Origin of the sequence: Nocardioides albertanoniae, from assembly GCF_006716315.1 — a bacterium.
Taxonomy (GTDB): domain Bacteria; phylum Actinomycetota; class Actinomycetes; order Propionibacteriales; family Nocardioidaceae; genus Nocardioides; species Nocardioides albertanoniae.
Map to the genome: position 1 here is coordinate 4,814,987 of NZ_VFOV01000001.1, position 17,398 is coordinate 4,832,384.

A 17,398-nucleotide genomic window follows, 5' to 3' on the forward strand; every position below is an offset into this window, starting at 1 on the left:
CGACAGACCCTATCCGCGACCACCGACAGTTCGTAACCACCCTGGGCGGTGACGTCCCGGCTTGTGTGCGGGCATGAAAAGGCCCCCCACGTACCCAACAGAGCTCGCGTATCCTTGCTGCCTTCCGGCCCTGGGGAGGTTCGACAAGATGTCGCCACATGGGGGGTTGCCGAAGAGTCTAGACGAGCCCCACCGCCGAACCCAAAGGCGGCCCGCACCCCACCGCCGATTTCCTCCAGACGTACGCAGCCGCGTAAGGTTCCCCACGGATCTGTCGCCTAGTGGCCTATGGCGCACGGCTGGAATCCGTGTTGGGTGCAAGCCCTCGGGGGTTCGAATCCCCCCAGATCCGCCACACGAAATCGGCGCCTGACCTGCAGTGATTGCAGATCAGGCGCCGTTCTCGTCTGAGTGGGCCGACTACATCGAGCCCTTGCGGCGCGAGAACAGCGGCCGCAGGACCAGCCCGAGACCGAGCGCGCCGCCGCCACCGATGCCCCACCAGATCGCATTCTCGCGGACGGTGGCGAGCGGATCCTTCTGCTCCTTGGCCATCGGGGCCGGCTCGACGTCCTGCGTCTTCTCGTCGTCCTTGACGGCCGGGCGGGCCAACGCGTCGTAGGCGTTCACCACACCTGCGCCCCAGAAGCGTCCGCCCTGACCCTCGCGGCCCGATGCGGTGCCGTAGAGGCGGTCGATGACCTCGTCGGCGCTCCAGCCCCGGTTGGTGGACCAGATCAGCGCGAGCACACCGGCGACCTCGGCGGAGGCGAAGGAGGTCGTGACCGAGTCGACCCAGCACGGCTGGCCGAAGAGCGTCTTCGAGGCCGCCCCGTAGGTCGGAGCGGCGACGTCGGTCTCGGAGTTGGGCAAGACCGCTGACTCCGGGTCGGAGGCCCAGGTGCCGGAGGCACTGACCGTCACCACGGAGTCGTTGGCATTGGGGAAGACCTTGGGCGAGATGTCCCGGTCTTCGTCGGTGGCGATGCCTGACCAGTCGGACGCCATCACGACGATGGCCCCCTTCTTGATGAGCGTGTCGACCGCCGCGTCCAGGCCCGACGACCCCTGTGTCGCAGGGAGGCCGACGTCGACGATCAGCCCCTTCGCGTTGCCCTTGGCCAACGAGTTGAGCTGAGCGGTCATCTGCTTGACGTCGACCGTGGACTTTTCCTGACCGACCTTGAGGACCGCGTGGTCGCTGAGCTTGGCCTTGGGCGCGATCTGGGAGATCAGGCCGGCGGCGACGGTGCCGTGATAGTCCTTCGCGCTGCGGCTGTATCCGGAGTCGACCACCGCGACCCGGATTCCCTGGCCCTGCTTGCTGACCTCCTGCGCCTCGGAGATCCGCATGATCGCGAACGGAGCCGCCGTGGTCGGCACGGGAGCCGTCTGGGTCTCCGCCTTCTGCGGGGCGCCACCGGTGTTCTTCTCGTAGGCCTTGCAGACGGCCCGCTCCTCCGCGGCGTACGCAGCCGGGCTGCCCAGCAGAGACAGCCCACCCACGACGGCAGCGAGCGCGATAGCGCTGCGCACCGATGTCACTCGGCCACGCACTTGCTCTCCTCGACCTTGCCGCTACCGGGCGGGCACAGTGCCATCTCGGTCGACAGGGCGGCACCGCTGGGCAGCATACGGAGCCAGGTGCCAGGGATGAGCGTGCCCGAGTCCGAGGTCAGACCGAGACGATCGACCGTGACCGGACCATCCACCGTGTTGGCGCTCCCCCGAGCATCGACGAGGAATGGGGTGGCACTCTTCTTGTCCAGGTCCTCGCCGTTGGACGCAAAGACGAAAGCGCCCTTTCCGGGGTCGACCCGGGCAGAGGTCAGGTCGGTGGCCTCCGGCGGTTCGGTCGTCGGCCACGCGTCCGCGCCCGGTTCGGTGCCGAGGCGCACCGTTGTCTTCTTGCCGGCCTCGAGCTTGGCGCACGCGGGGCCGGTGGCCGGCGTCAGCGTCTCTCGCGGCCAGAAGGTGGACGATTCCAGCCGATCGCCGTGGATGTTCGGCTGGGAGTCGAGCGACTGCGGGTTGACCTTGCTGCCGAACGCCACGTCGTAGACCTCGCTGGCGAACGCCTCGAGCCGGATCCAACCGCTCTCGGTCATCAGGTAGTTCTTCGCCTGATAGTTGCCCTTGGTGCCGATCGGGTAGTCCTCGCCCTCGACCGTCTGGCCGGCCTTGGTGAACGCGCTCCCGAAGGATTCGCCCGACAGCGGCGCCCCGGCGGGGAACAGGTTCACCCAGGCCTGCGGCACCGTCGGGGTCGAGACAGGTCCGCTGAACGCACCGTCGGCGTACGTCTCCGCGTCGTCATCGATCTTGTAGCTGTAGGCCTGGGTGTAACCGTCCAGATCCTGGCTCTCCGCGATGAGGTAGGTCCCCTCCTCCGACTGCACCATGAAGCCGGCCCCTGCCGCCTCGTGCACATCGGGCTTGGCAGAGATGTTCAGGAAGGTGCCGGAGCCGTTCGCCGTGCAGGTCGTCCAGCCGGAGTTGATGAAGTCGGACTTCCGCGGCAGCTCCTCGGGCACGCCCGCGCCGGAGATGCCGATGGTCCCCTTCGGGAACTCCTTGTCGATCTCCTCCTGGTCGATGACCTTCGACTTCTTCTCCAGGTCGAGCCCGAGGATGAGCTGGGCGCTGGCGAGGTTGACGACCGGGTACAGCTCCCTCTCCTTCTCCGGGCCGGTGACGACGTACCGCGCCCCGCCCTTGGTCACGATCAGGCCGGGCTGGTCGGCCCAGCCGGTCGCGGCCTTGGGCGAGAGGAAGTGAGCGACACCGCCGCCGGCGATGAGCAGCACCGCGAGCACGAGGCCGCCGAAGACCGACCGGCCGGGCCGAGCCGGCTCCACCTCGCGCCCGCCCGGGGCGCCGGAGAGGAACGCGGAGACGAGCCGGCGGCGGCTGAAGGCATGGGCCTCTACAAGGTCCTTCTTGCTGGCCATCAGAAACCAGCCACCGCGGCGCCGAAGAGGCCGGATGCGAGCACCATCAGCGGCAGCATCGCCAGCAGGCAGATCGTCTCGGCGAGGTCAGCCAGGCGTCCGCGCCGGATCGAACCGACGTCGGGGACGAGCGTGAGCACCAGGAGTACGCCACCGGCGGCCGCCAGCACGACGGCGGTCGTCGGTCGCCACGACTCGTGGTAGATCAGCAGGGCCGCGCCGATCGCGAGCAGGCCGGCGATACCGGAGACCAGACCGACGAGCACCTCGGTGCCCGTGCGGTACTGCCGGGTACGCAGCATCAGCACGACGCACGCGGCCAGGGCCAGCAGCGTGCCGAAGAGACCGAGCCCGACGACGAACGGCGAGGTCAGCACGACCAGCACGCCGACCGAGAGCGAGATCGCGACCAGGATCTCGTGGGCGACCCGGGCGTCGACCCGCACCTGGTTGGCCGTGATCTCGTCGGGGTCGAGGTTGATGTCTTCGTCGGAGTAGAGCTGCGGCACGTCGGTCTTGGTGGTGCTCAGCGCCAGCCACGGGAAGAAGCTGCCGGCCAGGACCACGACCACCAGCACGATGCCGAGCACCACACCGGCCTTCCAGCCGGTGGCGGTCAGCAGCAGGCCGGCGACCAGGAAGACACCGCCGACGAGGGCGCCCGGCATCGCCAGCATCCGGGCCTCGCCCAGACCGAGGAAACCGACCGCCGAGACGAGCATGGCGCCAGCGCCGGCGAAGGCCAGCGGGAGACCGACGTCGCCGCCGTCACCGATGGCCGCGGCGCCGATCAGGAAGCCGGCGACCGCGCCGTAGACCTCACCGATCCAGACCGCGGAGATCGCGGCGTCGTTCTCGGCCTCGAGCCGCGAGAGCACGATCGCTCCGCCGGCGAGGACGATGCCGATCACCGCGGCAGCGACGCCGGCGAGCGTCGACGGCGCCTGGGTCCACAGCGCACCGGCCCCGAGGAGCAGCAGCAGCGCGGCAGCCAGCAGCGACGTACGTCGTCCGGCCTCGGGCTTCCACGGCGCCATCTCGCCCTCGACGACGTCGGTCATCGCCTCGACCACGTCGTCATAGACCCGCGGCGGCTTATCGTCGATGCCGGCGCTCACGGTGAGTACGCCGCCGTCCTCGACACCCTGCGGGATCAGCCCGAGATCGCCGGCGAGCTTGCGGCCATCGGCGAGCACGACGCGGTAGCCGGCGTAGGCCGTCTGCGGGTCGAGCATGCCGACGCTTCGAGCGAGCTCGGGAACGAGCTCGGCCACCGGCACCGATCCGGGCAGCACCAGATCCATCCGGCGGGTGCCGGAGGCAACCGTGACCCGGACCAGCCCGGTGGGCGCCACCTGCGCCTGCGTCATTTCACGAACTCCTCGCGTCGTGCCTGTATCCGGGACGGACCGACCGACTGTCCCGAGAGTGATTCGCCCGCCGGTTCAGACGGCGAGCAGCAGCGCTGACTTTGCCACAAAACGAGCTACGAGGGGGTCGGTGCATGGCACCGGGCCCCCTCGTGTTGCGCTCTCAGGCGGTCTCAGCCGCCGAGACCGGCCGCGCCGCGTCGGTCGGCGTTGTGCATCTCAGCGCCGGCCTCGTTCACGAACTTGCTGCTCTTGTCCAGCGAGAAGGCAAGCTCGCGGATGCTCGCGTTCCACCTGGCCTGAGCCTGGTTGTAGGCGTTCGCCGCCTCACCGGTGAAGTCCTGCTGGAGCTTCAGGATCTGGCTCTCCAGCCCGTCGAGCTCGCGGTCCATCTCCGCCACGCCCTTGAGCAGGATGTCGGTGATGTTGCCCATCTGTCCGTGGTTTACGACAATTTCTTCGCTCATGTCAGTCCCCTTGAAGTCGCTGCGGTGTCAGAACGTGTACTTGGTGCCCTCGACCTGACCGGCGATGGCGCTGCTCTGCGAAGCAACGTCCTGGTCAGCGTCGGAACCGAGCCTGCGAGCGTTCGTCAGACCCTGCGTGAGCAGGTCGAGCGCCTTGGTGATCTCACGGGCCTTGTCGTTGTAGGTGTTCATGAGCTGCTGGAACGAGGTGCCGCCAGCGCCCTTCCACCCCGAGGATCCAGCCGACTGAGCCTCGGTGACAGTGCGGGAGTTGATGCTGTCCAGCTTCTGCTTGGTCTCTTCGATGAAGCCGACGGCGGTGTTGATCGCCTGGCCTTGCTTGATCTCACTGCTCATGGAGCTGTCCTTCCACCGGCGGAACCGGTTTTCCTAGGTTGATACCTGATGGAGCCCGGCTCCCGATGGGCTCCCCCCGAGGTCCGGACAATGTGCTCTTACCCCGTCGCCGGAGTTCTAAACACAATTTCCTGAAGTTTTTTCTAGCCCTGCTCTTTACCCATTGAAACCCGATTCCCACAGATGACGGAAGAACCCTGAGGAAACCACGAAGGAAGCGATGACGGCCGCGCCGCACAGCGACTCCGCCCAGTCTGCCCGCGAGGCCCACTTCGCCGAACGCCAGCCCCGGCCGGTCGCGATCGCCGCGATGACCGTCGCGAAGCCGATCACCACGACACCGAGACCGAACCAACGGACCAGGTCGGGGTCGGCCCAGCCTACGAACGCATGGATGCCGACGGCCAGCGCAATAACGCCGGCGACCCGGAGCACGCCGCGCGGCAGCCAGTAGCGATAGCTGCGCGCCGAGAGCAGGATCACGAAGGCACCGGCGAGCAGGATCACCCAGCCACCGATCTGATCCACGTCGGCGGTCGCGGTCGCCACGACACCGGGACCGCTCACCGCCACCAGACCGAGCACCGCCCACGACGCGGCCGCCAGCGTGCGGGCGCCGCGGTCGGCGACGACGGTGACCTCGTCGTACGGCACCGTCGACGTGCCCGAGGTGGTCTTCGCCCGCGCCGACCAGGCGGTCACCGAGAGCTTGGAGACGTCGAGGAGATAGGAGTCGGGCACGTCGACGGCGTAGGAGGGCACGATCCGCGCGGCCAGTGCGGCAGCCGCGAACAGGATCGACCACGGCACCTGCGGCGACGTGCCGAACAGGGCACACAGCGCCGTCACTACGAAGACGGCCGCGCCGGTCGAGGTCCAGACCTTGAGCGCCGCGTCGACATGGTCGACCAGCGAGCGCGAGATCGTGGCGACGACGGCTGCGCTCAGCCCGGCCATGCCGACCGCCATCGGCAGCGTCTCCACGGTAGGCGTCGAGACGACGACGAAGGCGGCACCGCCGGCGAAGGCCGGGGCGGCGAGCGCCCGGCGTGCGGCGTACGGCCCGGCGGGGGCGATGCCGACGACGGCTCCGACCGCGAGCAGGACGGCGGTGGCCAGCCGATGCCAGCCGTCGGCATGAGCACCGAACCCGGCGCCCGCGACCGCCAGCAACGTGGCGAGACCGACCCAGTAGAACGAGAAGCTGCCGGCCCGCCTGGGAGCGGAGGTCTCGACGACCTCACGCGTCACGTAGGCCTGCGTGGGCGGCGAGTCGGCGGCCAGGAGCACGCCCGTGGTGATGCCGCGCGAGGCGAGCGAGACGTCGGGGTCGAGCACGTCGCCACGCCGGTCACGCAGCGCCGGCGCTGCCGGGAGCCCGACTGCGGTCGCGTACTCCCGAGCGAGGTCGGCGGCGTGTGCATCGGAGGGAACGACGATGTCGACCACGCCGGCAGTGCCGTGGACCGTGACTGCCAGCCCACCTGCTGCGAGCGCCGGCTCAACGGCTTCGGCCGCCTGAGTGGGCATGACACCTCCCGGATGTGTAAAGACCCTGTGACAGAGTTCCACATCGGAAGCTCCAGCGCCCGTTTTACCGGACCCGCGCGGTCAAGGGTAGTAGCGGCGGGTCGAGCGCTCTAAGATCCACACGTCCTGCGGCATCCGGGCCCGCGGGAACCGAATCAGTCTCAGGGGGACACGTGACGATCGCTGCGACTGCCGGCGGCACCCGCACCGAGGAGCCCGAGGTCCCCGAAGGGGAGCTCGCCCTCAACCCGCCACCGGCCATCGAGGACGGCGAGGGCGTCGGCGGCGTGCTGATGAACGCCATCCCCATGCTCGGCAGCCTCGGCTCGATCGTGCTGGTGGCGACCATGCAGCCCGCGGCGGGCGCGGGCGGCGGCGTACCGATCCAGAAGTATCTCGCAGCGGGCATGTTCCTCTTCGCGACGCTCGGCTTCATCTTCGTGCAGATCGACCGGCAGCGGAAGCAGAAGCAGAAGCAGGTCGGCGGTCAGCGCACCGACTATCTCCGCTATCTGGCAGGCATCCGCAAGTCGGCCCGCAAGGCCGGCGAGCAGCAGCGCAAGGCGCTGACCTGGCACTATCCCGCGCCGACGTCGCTGCCCGCGATCGCCGAGGAGCGCAGCCGGCTGTGGGAGCGGCCCAACACCCACAAGCGCTACCTCGACGTACGTTACGGCGTGGCGCACCAGCCCCTGGCCCTCACGCTGAGGCCGCCCGAGCAGACGCCGATCGACCAGGTCGACCCGGCCTCGGCGAGCGCGCTGCACCGGCTTCTGACTGTGCACCGGATCCAGCCCGACCTGCCCGCGGCGACCAACCTGCGCGGCTTCGACAAGATGGAGATCTGCGGCAACGAAGACCAGGCCAGGGCGCTCGCCAGGGCGCTGATCTGCGGGATGACGACCTTCCACTCCCCCGAGCAGCTGGTCGTCGCCGTGCTCACCTCCGAGCGCAACCTGGCCGAGTGGGACTGGGTCAAGTGGCTCCCCCACGCGCAGAGCGGCCGCGAGGTCGACGCCGTGGGCCCGCGGCGCATGGTGGTCACCAACATCAACGACCTCGGCGCGCTGCTTCCGACCGAGGTCGGCGAGCGCGCCCGGTGGGGCACCGACGACCGGATCCCCACGCCGCAGGTGGTGGTGCTCGTCGACGGCGGCAGCGTGCCGCCGGGCAACCACGTGCTGCCCGACGACGGCATCCAGGGCGTCACCGTCATCGACCTACCGACGCACTGGGACGAGCTCTTCGACTCCAGCCGAGTGCGGTTCCTGATCGACGACGAGGAGCCCGACGAGAACAACACGGTCTCCGGCTATCAGGTGCGCGTACGCATGGACCCGGTGCGTCTGCGCGTGGACCAGATGACGTTGGCCGACGCCGAGGCCTACGCTCGGCGCCTGACCGCGCTCTACACGGTGGCACCGGAGGGCTCCGACGCGGCCGCCGAGACCCCGCAGGACACCGAGATCGCCGCCCCGAAGGACTACATGGCGCTGCTCGGTCTGGGTGACGTACGCTCCTTCGACCCGGAGATCGCCTGGCGCCCGCGCGCCAACCGTGACCGGCTGCGGGTGCCGGTGGGTGTCGGCGAGGCCGGCCAGCAGGTCTACATGGACATCAAGGAATCGGCCCAGCAGGGCATGGGGCCGCACGGTCTCGTCATCGGTGCGACCGGCTCCGGCAAGTCGGAGTTCCTCCGCACCCTGGTGCTCGGGCTGGTGCTCACCCACCCGCCCGAGGTGCTCAACCTGGTGCTGGTCGACTTCAAGGGTGGTGCGACCTTCGCCGGCATGGCCGGCATGCCGCACGTCTCCGCGGTGATCACCAACCTCGAGGGCGAGCTCACCCTGGTCGACCGTATGCAGGACGCGCTCTCCGGTGAGATGACCCGGCGCCAGGAGCTGCTGCGCGAGGCCGGCAACTTCTCCTCGCTGAAGGACTACGAGAAGGCGCGCACGCAGGACCCGTCGCTGGATCCGATGCCGTCGCTGTTCATCGTGGTCGACGAGTTCTCCGAGATGCTCTCGGCTAAGCCCGAGTTCATCGACCTCTTCGTCGCGATCGGTCGCCTGGGTCGATCCCTCGGCATCCACCTGCTGCTCGCCTCGCAGCGGCTCGAGGAGGGTCGCCTGCGCGGGCTCGACTCCCACCTCTCCTACCGCGTCGGTCTGCGTACGTTCTCCGCTCAGGAGTCGCGGACCGTGCTCGGGGTGCCCGACGCCTACGAGCTGCCGGCCATCCCGGGCCTGGGTTATCTGAAGCCCGACCCGACCAACATGCAGCGGTTCCGGGCGGCGTACGTCTCCGGGCCGCCGGCCGCCGGGTCGCGGATCCGTCGCGACGAGGGCGGGAAGCTGCAGGGCATCTACCCGTTCTCCGTCGCCGAGGTGAAGCAGCTGGCGCTCCCGGTCGAGGAGGACGAGGCGCCCGCGGCACCGGTGGTCGACGAGGACGGCGTGCAGAAGTCGATGCTCGACATCGCCGTCGACCGGATGGTCGGCCACGGCACGCCCGCCCACCAGGTCTGGCTGCCGCCGCTCGACGTGCCCGACACGCTCGACTCGCTGATGCCCGACCTGACCACCGACCCCGACCTGGGCCTCCACTCGCCGGCCTGGAAGCGCCTCGGCGGCCTGATCGTGCCGCTCGGCATCGTCGACAAGCCGCGTGAGCAGCTGCGCGACACGCTCACCATCGACCTGCGCGGTGCGGCCGGACACGTCGCCGTCATCGGCGCTCCGCGCACCGGCAAGTCGACCCTGATGCGCACGATCCTCACCTCGATGTCGCTGACGATGACGCCGCAGGAAGTGCAGTTCTTCGTGCTCGACTTCGGCGGCGGCACGTTCGCGCCGCTGACCAAGCTCCCCCACGTCGCCGGTGTCGGCACGCGTGCCGAGCCCGATGTCGTACGCCGCGTGCTGGCCGAGGTCTCCGGCATCATCGACCGCCGCGAGGCCTACTTCCGGGCGCAGGGCATCGACTCGATCGAGACCTACCGCACCCGCCGCGCCCGCGGCCAGGCCGACGACGGCTGGGGCGACGTCTTCCTCGTCATCGACGGCTGGGGCACCCTGCGTGCCGACTTCGACGACCTCGAGTACGCCATCCAGGAGCTCGCTCCGCGAGGCCTCACCTTCGGTGTCCACATCGTCGCCGCGGCCGGTCGCTGGGCAGAGTTCCGCTCCTCGATGCGCGACGTCTTCGGCACCAAGCTCGAGCTGCGGCTCGGTGACCCGATGGACTCCGAGCTCGACCGCAAGCTGGCCGCGCTGGTGCCGACCGGACGCCCCGGTCGAGGCATCGTGAAGGAGAAGCTGCACTACCTCAGCGCGCTGCCGCGGGTGGACGGCGACAGCTCCCCCGGCACCCTCGGCGACGGGGTCGACGACCTGATCACCCGGGTCTCAGCCGCCTGGCAGGGGCCCGCCGGGCCCAAGCTGCGACTGCTTCCCGAGAAGATCGCGATCGAACGAGTCCGCGAGCAGGCCGGAGTCACCGAGGAGGAGCCCGGAAAGCGACTTCTTCTCGGCATCAACGAGAAGGAGCTGGCCCCGGTAGGCCTCAACCCCGCCACCGAGCCACACCTGCTCGTCTTCGGAGACGGCCAGTCCGGCAAGTCCGCGATGCTGCGCAACATCGCCCGCGAGATCATGCGGACCCACACGCCGAAGGAAGCCCAGATCGCGGTCGTCGACTACCGACGCTCGCTGCTCGGGGAGATCCCGGACGACTACCAGGTCGGCTACCTGACCTCGGCGACCCAGGCGACTCCCACGCTGAAGGATCTGGCGGACTACATGTCCAAGCGGATTCCTGGGCCCGACGTCACACCCGAGGAGCTGCGCAACCGATCGTGGTGGACGGGCGCGGACCTGTTCGTCCTGGTCGACGACTATGACCTCGTCTCGACCCAACAGGGCTCGCCGCTGGCTCCCCTGCAGCCGCTGATGGCCCAGGCCGGAGACGTCGGGCTCCACGTGATCATCGCCCGTCGCTCGGGTGGTGCCTCGCGGTCGCTCTACGAGTCGGTGATCCAGTCGATGCGCGACCTGGCCATGCCGGGGCTGCTTCTCTCCGGCAGCCCCGACGAGGGCCCGCTGCTCGGCAACCTGCGTCCGGTGCCGACGAACCCCGGTCGTGGTCGACTGATCACGCGCGACCGCGGCATCGAGGTCGTCCAGCTGGCGTGGAGTGAGTCTTCCGTCTAGTGCCTTGACGACCTGACACGTAGGGCTCGCGACCTGGTCACAGGTCGCGAGCCCTATCCATATCCTGCTACCGGACGGTCAGTGCCCGGTGCCGTTGTTGTTGGACCCGTTCCGCAGGACAGGACCCGTGGCGACCTCGTCCGCGCCCGGCATCTTCCACATCTCCGCGGTGAACTTGTCCTTACCGGCAATCAGGACCGACGCCTCGTTGACGTGCTTGTAGTCTCCGCCGACTTCTCTGAGCGGGAGGACCAGGTCATCACGACCGTCGCCGTTGAGGTCGGCGACGGCAGGATAGTCGGGCCCGATGACGTCGTCGTCGACGGTGACAGGGACTGCGGTCTCCCAGGACTTCCGATGGACGAACGTCTCCTCGGCGGCGTCATAGGCGTAGACGCGGATGTCAGATCCCTCGTAGACGACCGCCTCCTCTTTTCCGTCACCGTCGACGTCGGCGAAGATCACCGAGCTCGTGGCCTCGGCGACCCAGGGACCGGGATCTTTCATCTGCGCCTTCTCAAACTTCGTGCCGGTGCTCATCAGCATCGTGGCCACGGCCGGGGATCGCTGATTGCCGCCGAAGGCGATGTCGGCCTTCTTGTCTCCGTCGACGTCACCGACGGTGAAGTTGACGTCCCACGCGGTGCCCTTCCAGGTGGTCGTGAACCACTCGGTGGACTTGGCCCAGGTGTTGTCGGCCTTGCTGAGCATGACGGTGACGTGCATCTTCAGGTCTGTGAGCTTGCCCAGATCCTCGTCCTCGGCGGGCAGCTTCTTCCCGTTGCCGATGGAGATCATCGCCATGTCGTCGCGGCCGTCACCGTTGAAGTCGTCGCAGAACATGGCCAGGCGCTTGCCCGCGGCAGGCACCTGGATGGCGCCGTCGGGCTGGTTCTTCGCGTTGGAGTCGACGTTGAACTGCGATCCGACACCCGAGACCTTGATGACGTCTGCGCGGCCGTCGGCATCCAGGTCACCGATCAGGTTGCCGGAGCCGAGGCCCTTGGTGGTGGCCTTCTCGAAGCCCTTGCCGGTCGAGGCGAACGACGTCGCGGGATCGTTGTCGCCAGCGGAGGCGAAGAGGTGGAACGGACCGCTTCGGAGCACCAGATCGCCCTTCCCGTCGCCGGTCACGTCACCGCGTACGGCGGGTTCGGGCTCGGCCGGAGAATCGGTGGTCGACAGGGTGATCCCGACCGCTGTGCCTCCCGCGGCGACGACGGCAACAGCCGCTGCCGCGGCGATCCACCACTTGGTCTTGGCACGTTTGAGGGTGACGTCAGCACCGGAGGCGAAGCCCATCTGGCGCCCTGCCATCGCCGCGAAGCGGTCGCGCACCCGCACCGCGTCGCTGGTGCGTTGGGCAGGATCCTTGACGAGCAGCCCGCCCTGACCGGAGAGCAGGTCGTTGGCCTGCAGCGTGAAGTCGTCGCGTCCCGGCAGGACGGGGATCTCCTGAGAGCTGTGAGCCATCGCGGTCTCGACGTCGTTGGCCCCGGTGAACGGCACGGTGCCAGTGACCAGCTCGTAGAAGAGGCAGCCCAGCGAATACAGGTCGCTCGCCGGCGAAGCCGACGCACCCATCGCACGCTCGGGCGCCAGGTAGTCCCACGCGCCCGAGTGGATCCCGGGCCTCGCGGTCGCGGAGTCGTGAGCCCGTGCTGCCGCGAAGTCGGAGAGATAGGCGTACGGCGGCTCGTTGCTGTCGCGCAGGAGGATGTTGGACGGCTTCACGTCGCTGTGCACCACCCCGACCTCGGGCGAGTGGATCGCCGCCAGCCCGTCGGCGATCTGGGCACAGATGTCAGCGGCCAGCGCGCCACGGAGGCGACGCTTCGTCTTGAGCAGCGAAGCGAGGTCGCCGCCATCGGCGTACTGGGAGACCAGGTAGGGCGCGCCGTCGCTCGTGCGGCCGCTGGTGTAGACGCCCAGGATGTGGGGCGAGTCGAGCTTGGCCATCAACGAGGCCTGCTTGTTGAAGCGCGAGACGAACTCGGGGTCGCGGGCGGTCTGCCCGAGGAGCACCTTGACCGCGACCGCCCGGTTGAGCCGGGTGTCCGTCGCTCGGTAGACGACCGCCATGTCGTTGGACGCCACCTGCTGCTCGAGCCGGTAGGGACCGATCATCCCGGGCGAGTCGCGCTGAACGGTGGGCTCTGCGCCGGCTCCCGAGGCCGCGGGGGGAGGCGGTGGCGGAGGTGTCTGGGTCGGTTTCTGGGAGTGCGACTGACCCGTGGGTGGGGGCGGTGGGGGCGTCGTCGGAGCGGCGGACGGAGACGGCGGAGGCGGCGGAGGCGGAGGCGGCGGTGTGCTGGGCGGTGTGGTCGGCCGCACCGGCCGGGGCCGGATCGTGGTCTTGTCCGGGTCGGACTCGGGTCTGCGGGGAGGCGTACTGCCGGTGTTTCCGGTGGGATCGCTCATCCGAGAGTTCCTCCCATGAGGTTGTAGAGGTGGACGTCGTCGGGCGACGACTTCCAGGTGGCCATCGTGTGGCCGGGGAACGATCCATCCTTCGAGCCCAGCGCGACGTAGAAGGTGTAGGGGCTGTCGTTGTCCTCCTTGGAGGCAGCCACCACGTCGGTCAGACCATCGCCGTTGACGTCGGAGAGGGTGGCGGGATAACGGCTGGTGGACTCGAGGGTGTCGCGAGGCTTGGGCAGCCGTCCTCGGGTGGCGATGGAGAAGTCGGCCAGGTCGTCGCTGAAGCCTCCGACCGTGATCGACTGACCCTCGCCTCGCCCGGACTCCTCGACCACGACCTCGTCACGGCCGTCGCCGTTGACGTCTCCCGCGAGGAACGAGTTGATCCCCTTGTGCTTGAACGAGAACGCCTTCGCGGCAGCGACGCCCGAGCCGTCGCCCTCATAGAGGTCCAGCCCCGACGTACCCGTGGTCAGGGTGATGTCTTCCGGGTTGCCGGCCGCGCGTCGCAGCACGACCAGGTCAGCCTTCTCGTCGCCGGTGAAGTCGCCGACCGCGATCTGTTCCACCGGGGTCGCCGGGTAGGACGCGAACAGCGTCGGCTCGGCAAATCCCGACTTCGTGCCGCGGTAGACCCAGATCTTTCCCTCTCCGACCGTTCGGCCCTGCTTGTCGAGAGTGGCGTCCGGGTTGCCGAAGCGGGTCGACATGAACAGGTCAGCGACACCGTCGCCGTCGAAGTCGTCCACACCCAGGTCGTAGTAGAAGGTCGACCCGGCCATCTTCTTGCCGTCCGCGACCACCCCGGCCGGAGCCTTGATGGAGCCTTCGAGCCCGCCGTCGAAGTTGAACCCCTTCTTGCTGCGTACGAAGGTCACCAGCGAGTTCTTCCCGTCGCCCGTGAAGTCGGCGCACAGCGGGAACACCTGGTCGCCGTCGTTGTCGGCGGGAAGGGCAGGATCGTCGACGGTCACCGGCTTCGACGGTTTCAGCGTACGGCCGTCGGAGCTCCAGGTGACGACGTCGACCCCTTCACCGTCGGGGTTGGCCACGTTGGTGACCACGTCGCCGAACTTGTCACCGTTCACGTCGGCGTACGCCGCGCCCTTGACGGTCGGGACGATCGGCTCGGGTCCGTCCGCCTTCCACGGCTGGGTGATCGCCAGGGCGCCACCGATGCCGAGCGCTGCGACGCCGACCATGGCCGCGCCGACCCGGAACGGAGTGATCCTGGAGGGGCGCTCGGCCTCCTCGATCAGGATGGCTTCGCTCTCGGTCGGCGCCCGGACCGCGGAGACGGGGATCGGCGCCGGGTTCCGGTCGGCCATCGACGGCGCCGGCACGAGCTGGGCGGGTGCGGTGATCTCCCGCAACTTGAGCAGGTCGTCCTTGAAGGCCGCCGCGCTCTGGTAGCGCTGACGTCGGTCCTTCGCCATCGAGAGCTGCAGGATCCGGTTGGCTCCGCGGGTCCAGGCGTCGTCGCCGACGAACTGCGGGATCGGCGCGTTCTGGTGAGCCATGGCGACCTGCACGGCCTCACCTGAGTAAGGCACCTTGCCGGTCAGCGTGAACCACAGCATGCAGCCCGCGGCGTAGATGTCGCGCGAGGGCGCCGGAGCGATCGGCCGGCCCTGCTCGTCGCGCTCGTCGCGGATGTATTCGGGGGCCAGGTAGTTCCAGGTGCCCGTGATGCCGCCGGCGGGCGAGTCGGACGACGAGGTCGCGATGCCGAAGTCGCACAGGAACCCGAAGGGGTCGATGGGGCTGTTCGGGTTGCGCACCAGCACGTTGGACGGCTTCACGTCCTGGTGGATGATCCCCGCCTGGTGGGCGTCGTGCAGCGCCTCCGCCACCTGCGCGTTCACCAGGCAGGCCAGGTGCGGCGCCAACGGCCCCTTGGAGCGTACGAGGCCGGTGACGTCACCGCCCTTGATGTACTGCGTGACGATGAACGGGCTGCCCTGCTGCTCGCCGATGTCGTAGATCGCGATGATGTGGGGCGACCTGATCTGCGCCAGCGTCTGCCCCTCGCGGATGAACATGTCGATGAACTGCCGGTCGGCGAGGTGGGCATGGACCATCTTCAGGGCGACCTGACGCTCGAGCTGGGTGTCGAACGCGTCATAGACCACCCCCATCCCGCCCTCGCCGAGGATGCGATCCATGCGGTAGTGGCCGAACACAGCCCCGGGATGAAGCGTCGTCATGCGGAGACCTTATGTGTGGAGTTGTGCAACTAACCAGCCAAATCAGCGATCGGTCGCTGCGGCCCGTGGGCTCACTTCTTCGTCGGTGACCACTCGACGACGGTCGAGAGCAACGGCGCGACGTGACCGGACCTGGGACGTACGTTGTCGACGCTCTTGTCGGCCACGGTGACGGTCGGGTTCATCGCGATCGGGACCACGATCGAGTCCTGGACGAGCGTCTGCTCGATCTTCACACGCGCGTCGCGGGCGGCGTAGGGGTCGGAGGTGCGCGCGAGGTCGCCGATGAGGCGGTCGCGTTCGCGGTTGGCGAGGCCGGTGGCGTTCTTGCCGCCCTTGCTGCCCCACTGCTCGGTGATGTCGTCGGGCGTCTGCGGGATCGGGATGCGCACGATCGCGGCGTCCCAGCGGTTGCCCGACGTCACCTTGTCGGCCGAGGGTGCGCCGCAGTCGGTGGTCTTCCACCCCTCGTCGTCGACGGCGTTCGAGAGGGCGGCGTACGCGCCGGAGGCGTAGGCGCTCGACTTGTCGTAGGCCACGCAGGCGGCGGCGCGGCCAGGGGCCTTCGCCTCTTCGGAGGCGCCGAACTTGGTGGCGAACCCGGAGTCTTCCGTGGCGATCTGGTAGCCCTCACCACCCGGCGGGAACAGCACGATGTCAGTGGCTTCATAAGCCTCCGACCAGTCGCCGGCACCGCCCTGGGAGACGTCGCCCCGCGGCACGGTGCGTAGGTAGGCCGTGCGGGAGTTCTTCTTCTTGAACACGCCACGGTCGGCCCGCAGGATCAGGGCCCACATGGTGCCGTCGTTGCCGTTGGCGACGCCGTAGTCGCGACGCTCGAGGTCGCGCACCTGCTTGCGGTTGCCCTTGGTCGGGCTCACCTGCACGACGTCGACCTTGTCGCCGAGGCTGTCGAGGGCCTCCGCCGAGCTCGTCGGGGTGAGCCGGACCTTCTCGTAGGTCGGCTTGGCCTCGCCCTTGTATTCGGAGTTCGCCTCCAGGTCGACCTCCTGCCCGGCCTCGCCGGCCGAGATCTTCGAGACCTGGTAGGGCCCGCTGGAGAGCAACGCTTCCTCGGAGGCCTTGCCGTCCTCGGCGATCGCGAACGCCTCGCTCCACGCCTTCGCGATCTTGGTCAGCTTGGCGGTGTCGGACTCCTCGATCGCGGTCTCGACGACCTCCTTGGCCTCGATCGGGTCCTCGATCTTGAGCGCCTTCTGCCCGACGACGTGTGCGGGCACGGCGACGTCGAGCGCCGTACGCCAGTCGACGATCGGCGTCACGAGCGGCACCTCGATCGCGCGGGCGCCCTCGTGGATCTCGGGGATGTAGGAGCTCTTGTCCAGGCCGGTGGTGACCCCGCCGAAGTCGATCTTCGCGTCGGGGCTCCCCTCCTTGGGGGTGCTGAAATAGCCGGAGGACGCCGCCCAGGCGAGCATCAGGTCGGCGGTGTCGATCGGCACCCCGTCGGACCAGTTGGGCTTGGCCAGGTCATAGCGCACCCGCGCCTGCTTGCCACCGTCGATGGTGACCTTGCCGAAGGTCTCGTCCATCTCGACGGTGTCGCCGACCGCCGTGCCGAAACCTCCCCGCGTCAGCGACGCGACGTCGAGGTTGCCGTCGGTCACGCTCGCGGCGCTCGCCGGATTCGTGCTGGTCAGAGACTCCGACCAGGCGACAGAGACCTCGGTGCCCTCTTCCACCGACCCCGGCAGATCACCCGAGCATGCGGTTGCAACAAGCGCCAGGCTGGCGATGGAAACGAGCCCTACGCGACGACGTGCCCCAGGAAGCACCTTCAAGTCCCCTCTCCGAGACAACGGACGCCCAGATCCTAACGACCTGCTCGACCCGACTGCCACCGACGTAGCCAGTCGCTGGTGG

General features: G+C 68.7%; 10 protein-coding genes, 1 tRNA gene and 1 other RNA gene. 2 read left to right on the forward strand and 10 right to left on the reverse strand.

Annotated elements, in window-relative coordinates; translation table 11 throughout:
- Positions 1-77: 77 nt before the first annotated feature.
- Positions 78-168, reverse strand: an RNA gene (gene ffs, locus FB381_RS23090) — signal recognition particle sRNA small type.
- A 99-nt stretch (positions 169-267) separates the two neighbouring features.
- Between ffs and FB381_RS23095 the strand changes: the two genes are divergently transcribed.
- Positions 268-355, forward strand: a tRNA-Ser gene (locus FB381_RS23095).
- 65 nt (positions 356-420) lie between these two features.
- Here the strand turns inward: FB381_RS23095 and FB381_RS23100 are convergent.
- The 6 genes from FB381_RS23100 to FB381_RS23125 form a co-directional block, all read right to left on the reverse strand.
- Positions 421-1,536, reverse strand: coding sequence for a S8/S53 family peptidase (locus FB381_RS23100; protein ID WP_141782410.1), 1,116 nt, complete (start codon positions 1,534-1,536; stop codon positions 421-423).
- A gap of 5 nt (positions 1,537-1,541) precedes the next feature.
- On the reverse strand, positions 1,542-2,951 hold the full coding sequence (locus tag FB381_RS23105; protein ID WP_141782411.1) for a type VII secretion protein EccB: 1,410 nt from the start codon (positions 2,949-2,951) through the stop codon (positions 1,542-1,544).
- Positions 2,951-4,321, reverse strand: a complete 1,371-nt coding sequence (gene eccD / locus FB381_RS23110; protein ID WP_141782412.1) for a type VII secretion integral membrane protein EccD — start codon at positions 4,319-4,321, stop codon at positions 2,951-2,953. Before eccD ends, FB381_RS23105 begins: the two co-directional genes overlap by 1 nt.
- A 173-nt stretch (positions 4,322-4,494) precedes the next feature.
- On the reverse strand, positions 4,495-4,788 hold the full coding sequence (locus tag FB381_RS23115) for a WXG100 family type VII secretion target (protein WP_141782413.1): 294 nt from the start codon (positions 4,786-4,788) through the stop codon (positions 4,495-4,497).
- A gap of 27 nt (positions 4,789-4,815) precedes the next feature.
- The gene (locus FB381_RS23120; protein WP_141782414.1) at positions 4,816-5,145 is read right to left on the reverse strand and encodes a WXG100 family type VII secretion target; all 330 of its coding nucleotides are present in this window, start codon (positions 5,143-5,145) and stop codon (positions 4,816-4,818) included.
- A 156-nt stretch (positions 5,146-5,301) separates the two neighbouring features.
- Positions 5,302-6,675 carry a ubiquitin family protein gene (locus FB381_RS23125; RefSeq protein ID WP_141782415.1) on the reverse strand — a complete coding sequence of 458 codons (1,374 nt, stop codon included), beginning with the start codon at positions 6,673-6,675 and terminating at the stop codon, positions 5,302-5,304.
- Positions 6,676-6,848: 173 nt separating this feature from the next.
- On the opposite strand from FB381_RS23125, the gene eccCa reads away from it, so the two are divergent.
- Positions 6,849-10,886, forward strand: a complete 4,038-nt coding sequence (gene eccCa / locus FB381_RS23130) for a type VII secretion protein EccCa (RefSeq protein ID WP_141782416.1) — start codon at positions 6,849-6,851, stop codon at positions 10,884-10,886.
- Positions 10,887-10,964: 78 nt separating this feature from the next.
- Here eccCa and FB381_RS23135 read toward each other — a convergent pair whose 3' ends face one another.
- The 3 genes from FB381_RS23135 to FB381_RS23150 all read right to left on the reverse strand — a co-directional run bounded on the left by FB381_RS23135 (position 10,965) and on the right by FB381_RS23150 (position 17,217).
- Positions 10,965-13,013: a protein kinase domain-containing protein gene (locus tag FB381_RS23135; protein WP_141782417.1), complete on the reverse strand. Its 2,049-nt coding sequence runs from the start codon at positions 13,011-13,013 to the stop codon at positions 10,965-10,967.
- 290 nt (positions 13,014-13,303) lie between these two features.
- Positions 13,304-15,514: a protein kinase domain-containing protein gene (locus tag FB381_RS23145; protein ID WP_141782418.1), complete on the reverse strand. Its 2,211-nt coding sequence runs from the start codon at positions 15,512-15,514 to the stop codon at positions 13,304-13,306.
- Between the two features lie 71 nt (positions 15,515-15,585).
- A complete protein-coding gene (locus FB381_RS23150) occupies positions 15,586-17,217 on the reverse strand; it encodes an ABC transporter substrate-binding protein (RefSeq protein WP_141782419.1) in 1,632 nt (543 codons plus the stop codon).
- Positions 17,218-17,398: the final 181 nt, after the last annotated feature.

Excerpts from the sequence above, each read along its gene's own strand:
- FB381_RS23125 (WP_141782415.1), bottom strand. The coding sequence starts at position 6,675 with ATGCCCACTCAGGCGGCCGAAGCCGTTGAGCCGGCGCTCGCAGCAGGT.
- FB381_RS23105 (WP_141782411.1), bottom strand. The coding sequence starts at position 2,951 with ATGGCCAGCAAGAAGGACCTTGTAGAGGCCCATGCCTTCAGCCGCCGC.
- FB381_RS23120 (WP_141782414.1), bottom strand. The coding sequence starts at position 5,145 with ATGAGCAGTGAGATCAAGCAAGGCCAGGCGATCAACACCGCCGTCGGC.
- FB381_RS23135 (WP_141782417.1), bottom strand. The coding sequence starts at position 13,013 with ATGATCGGTCCCTACCGGCTCGAGCAGCAGGTGGCGTCCAACGACATG.
- FB381_RS23145 (WP_141782418.1), bottom strand. The coding sequence starts at position 15,514 with ATGACGACGCTTCATCCCGGGGCTGTGTTCGGCCACTACCGCATGGAT.
- eccD (WP_141782412.1), bottom strand. The coding sequence starts at position 4,321 with ATGACGCAGGCGCAGGTGGCGCCCACCGGGCTGGTCCGGGTCACGGTT.
- FB381_RS23115 (WP_141782413.1), bottom strand. The coding sequence starts at position 4,788 with ATGAGCGAAGAAATTGTCGTAAACCACGGACAGATGGGCAACATCACC.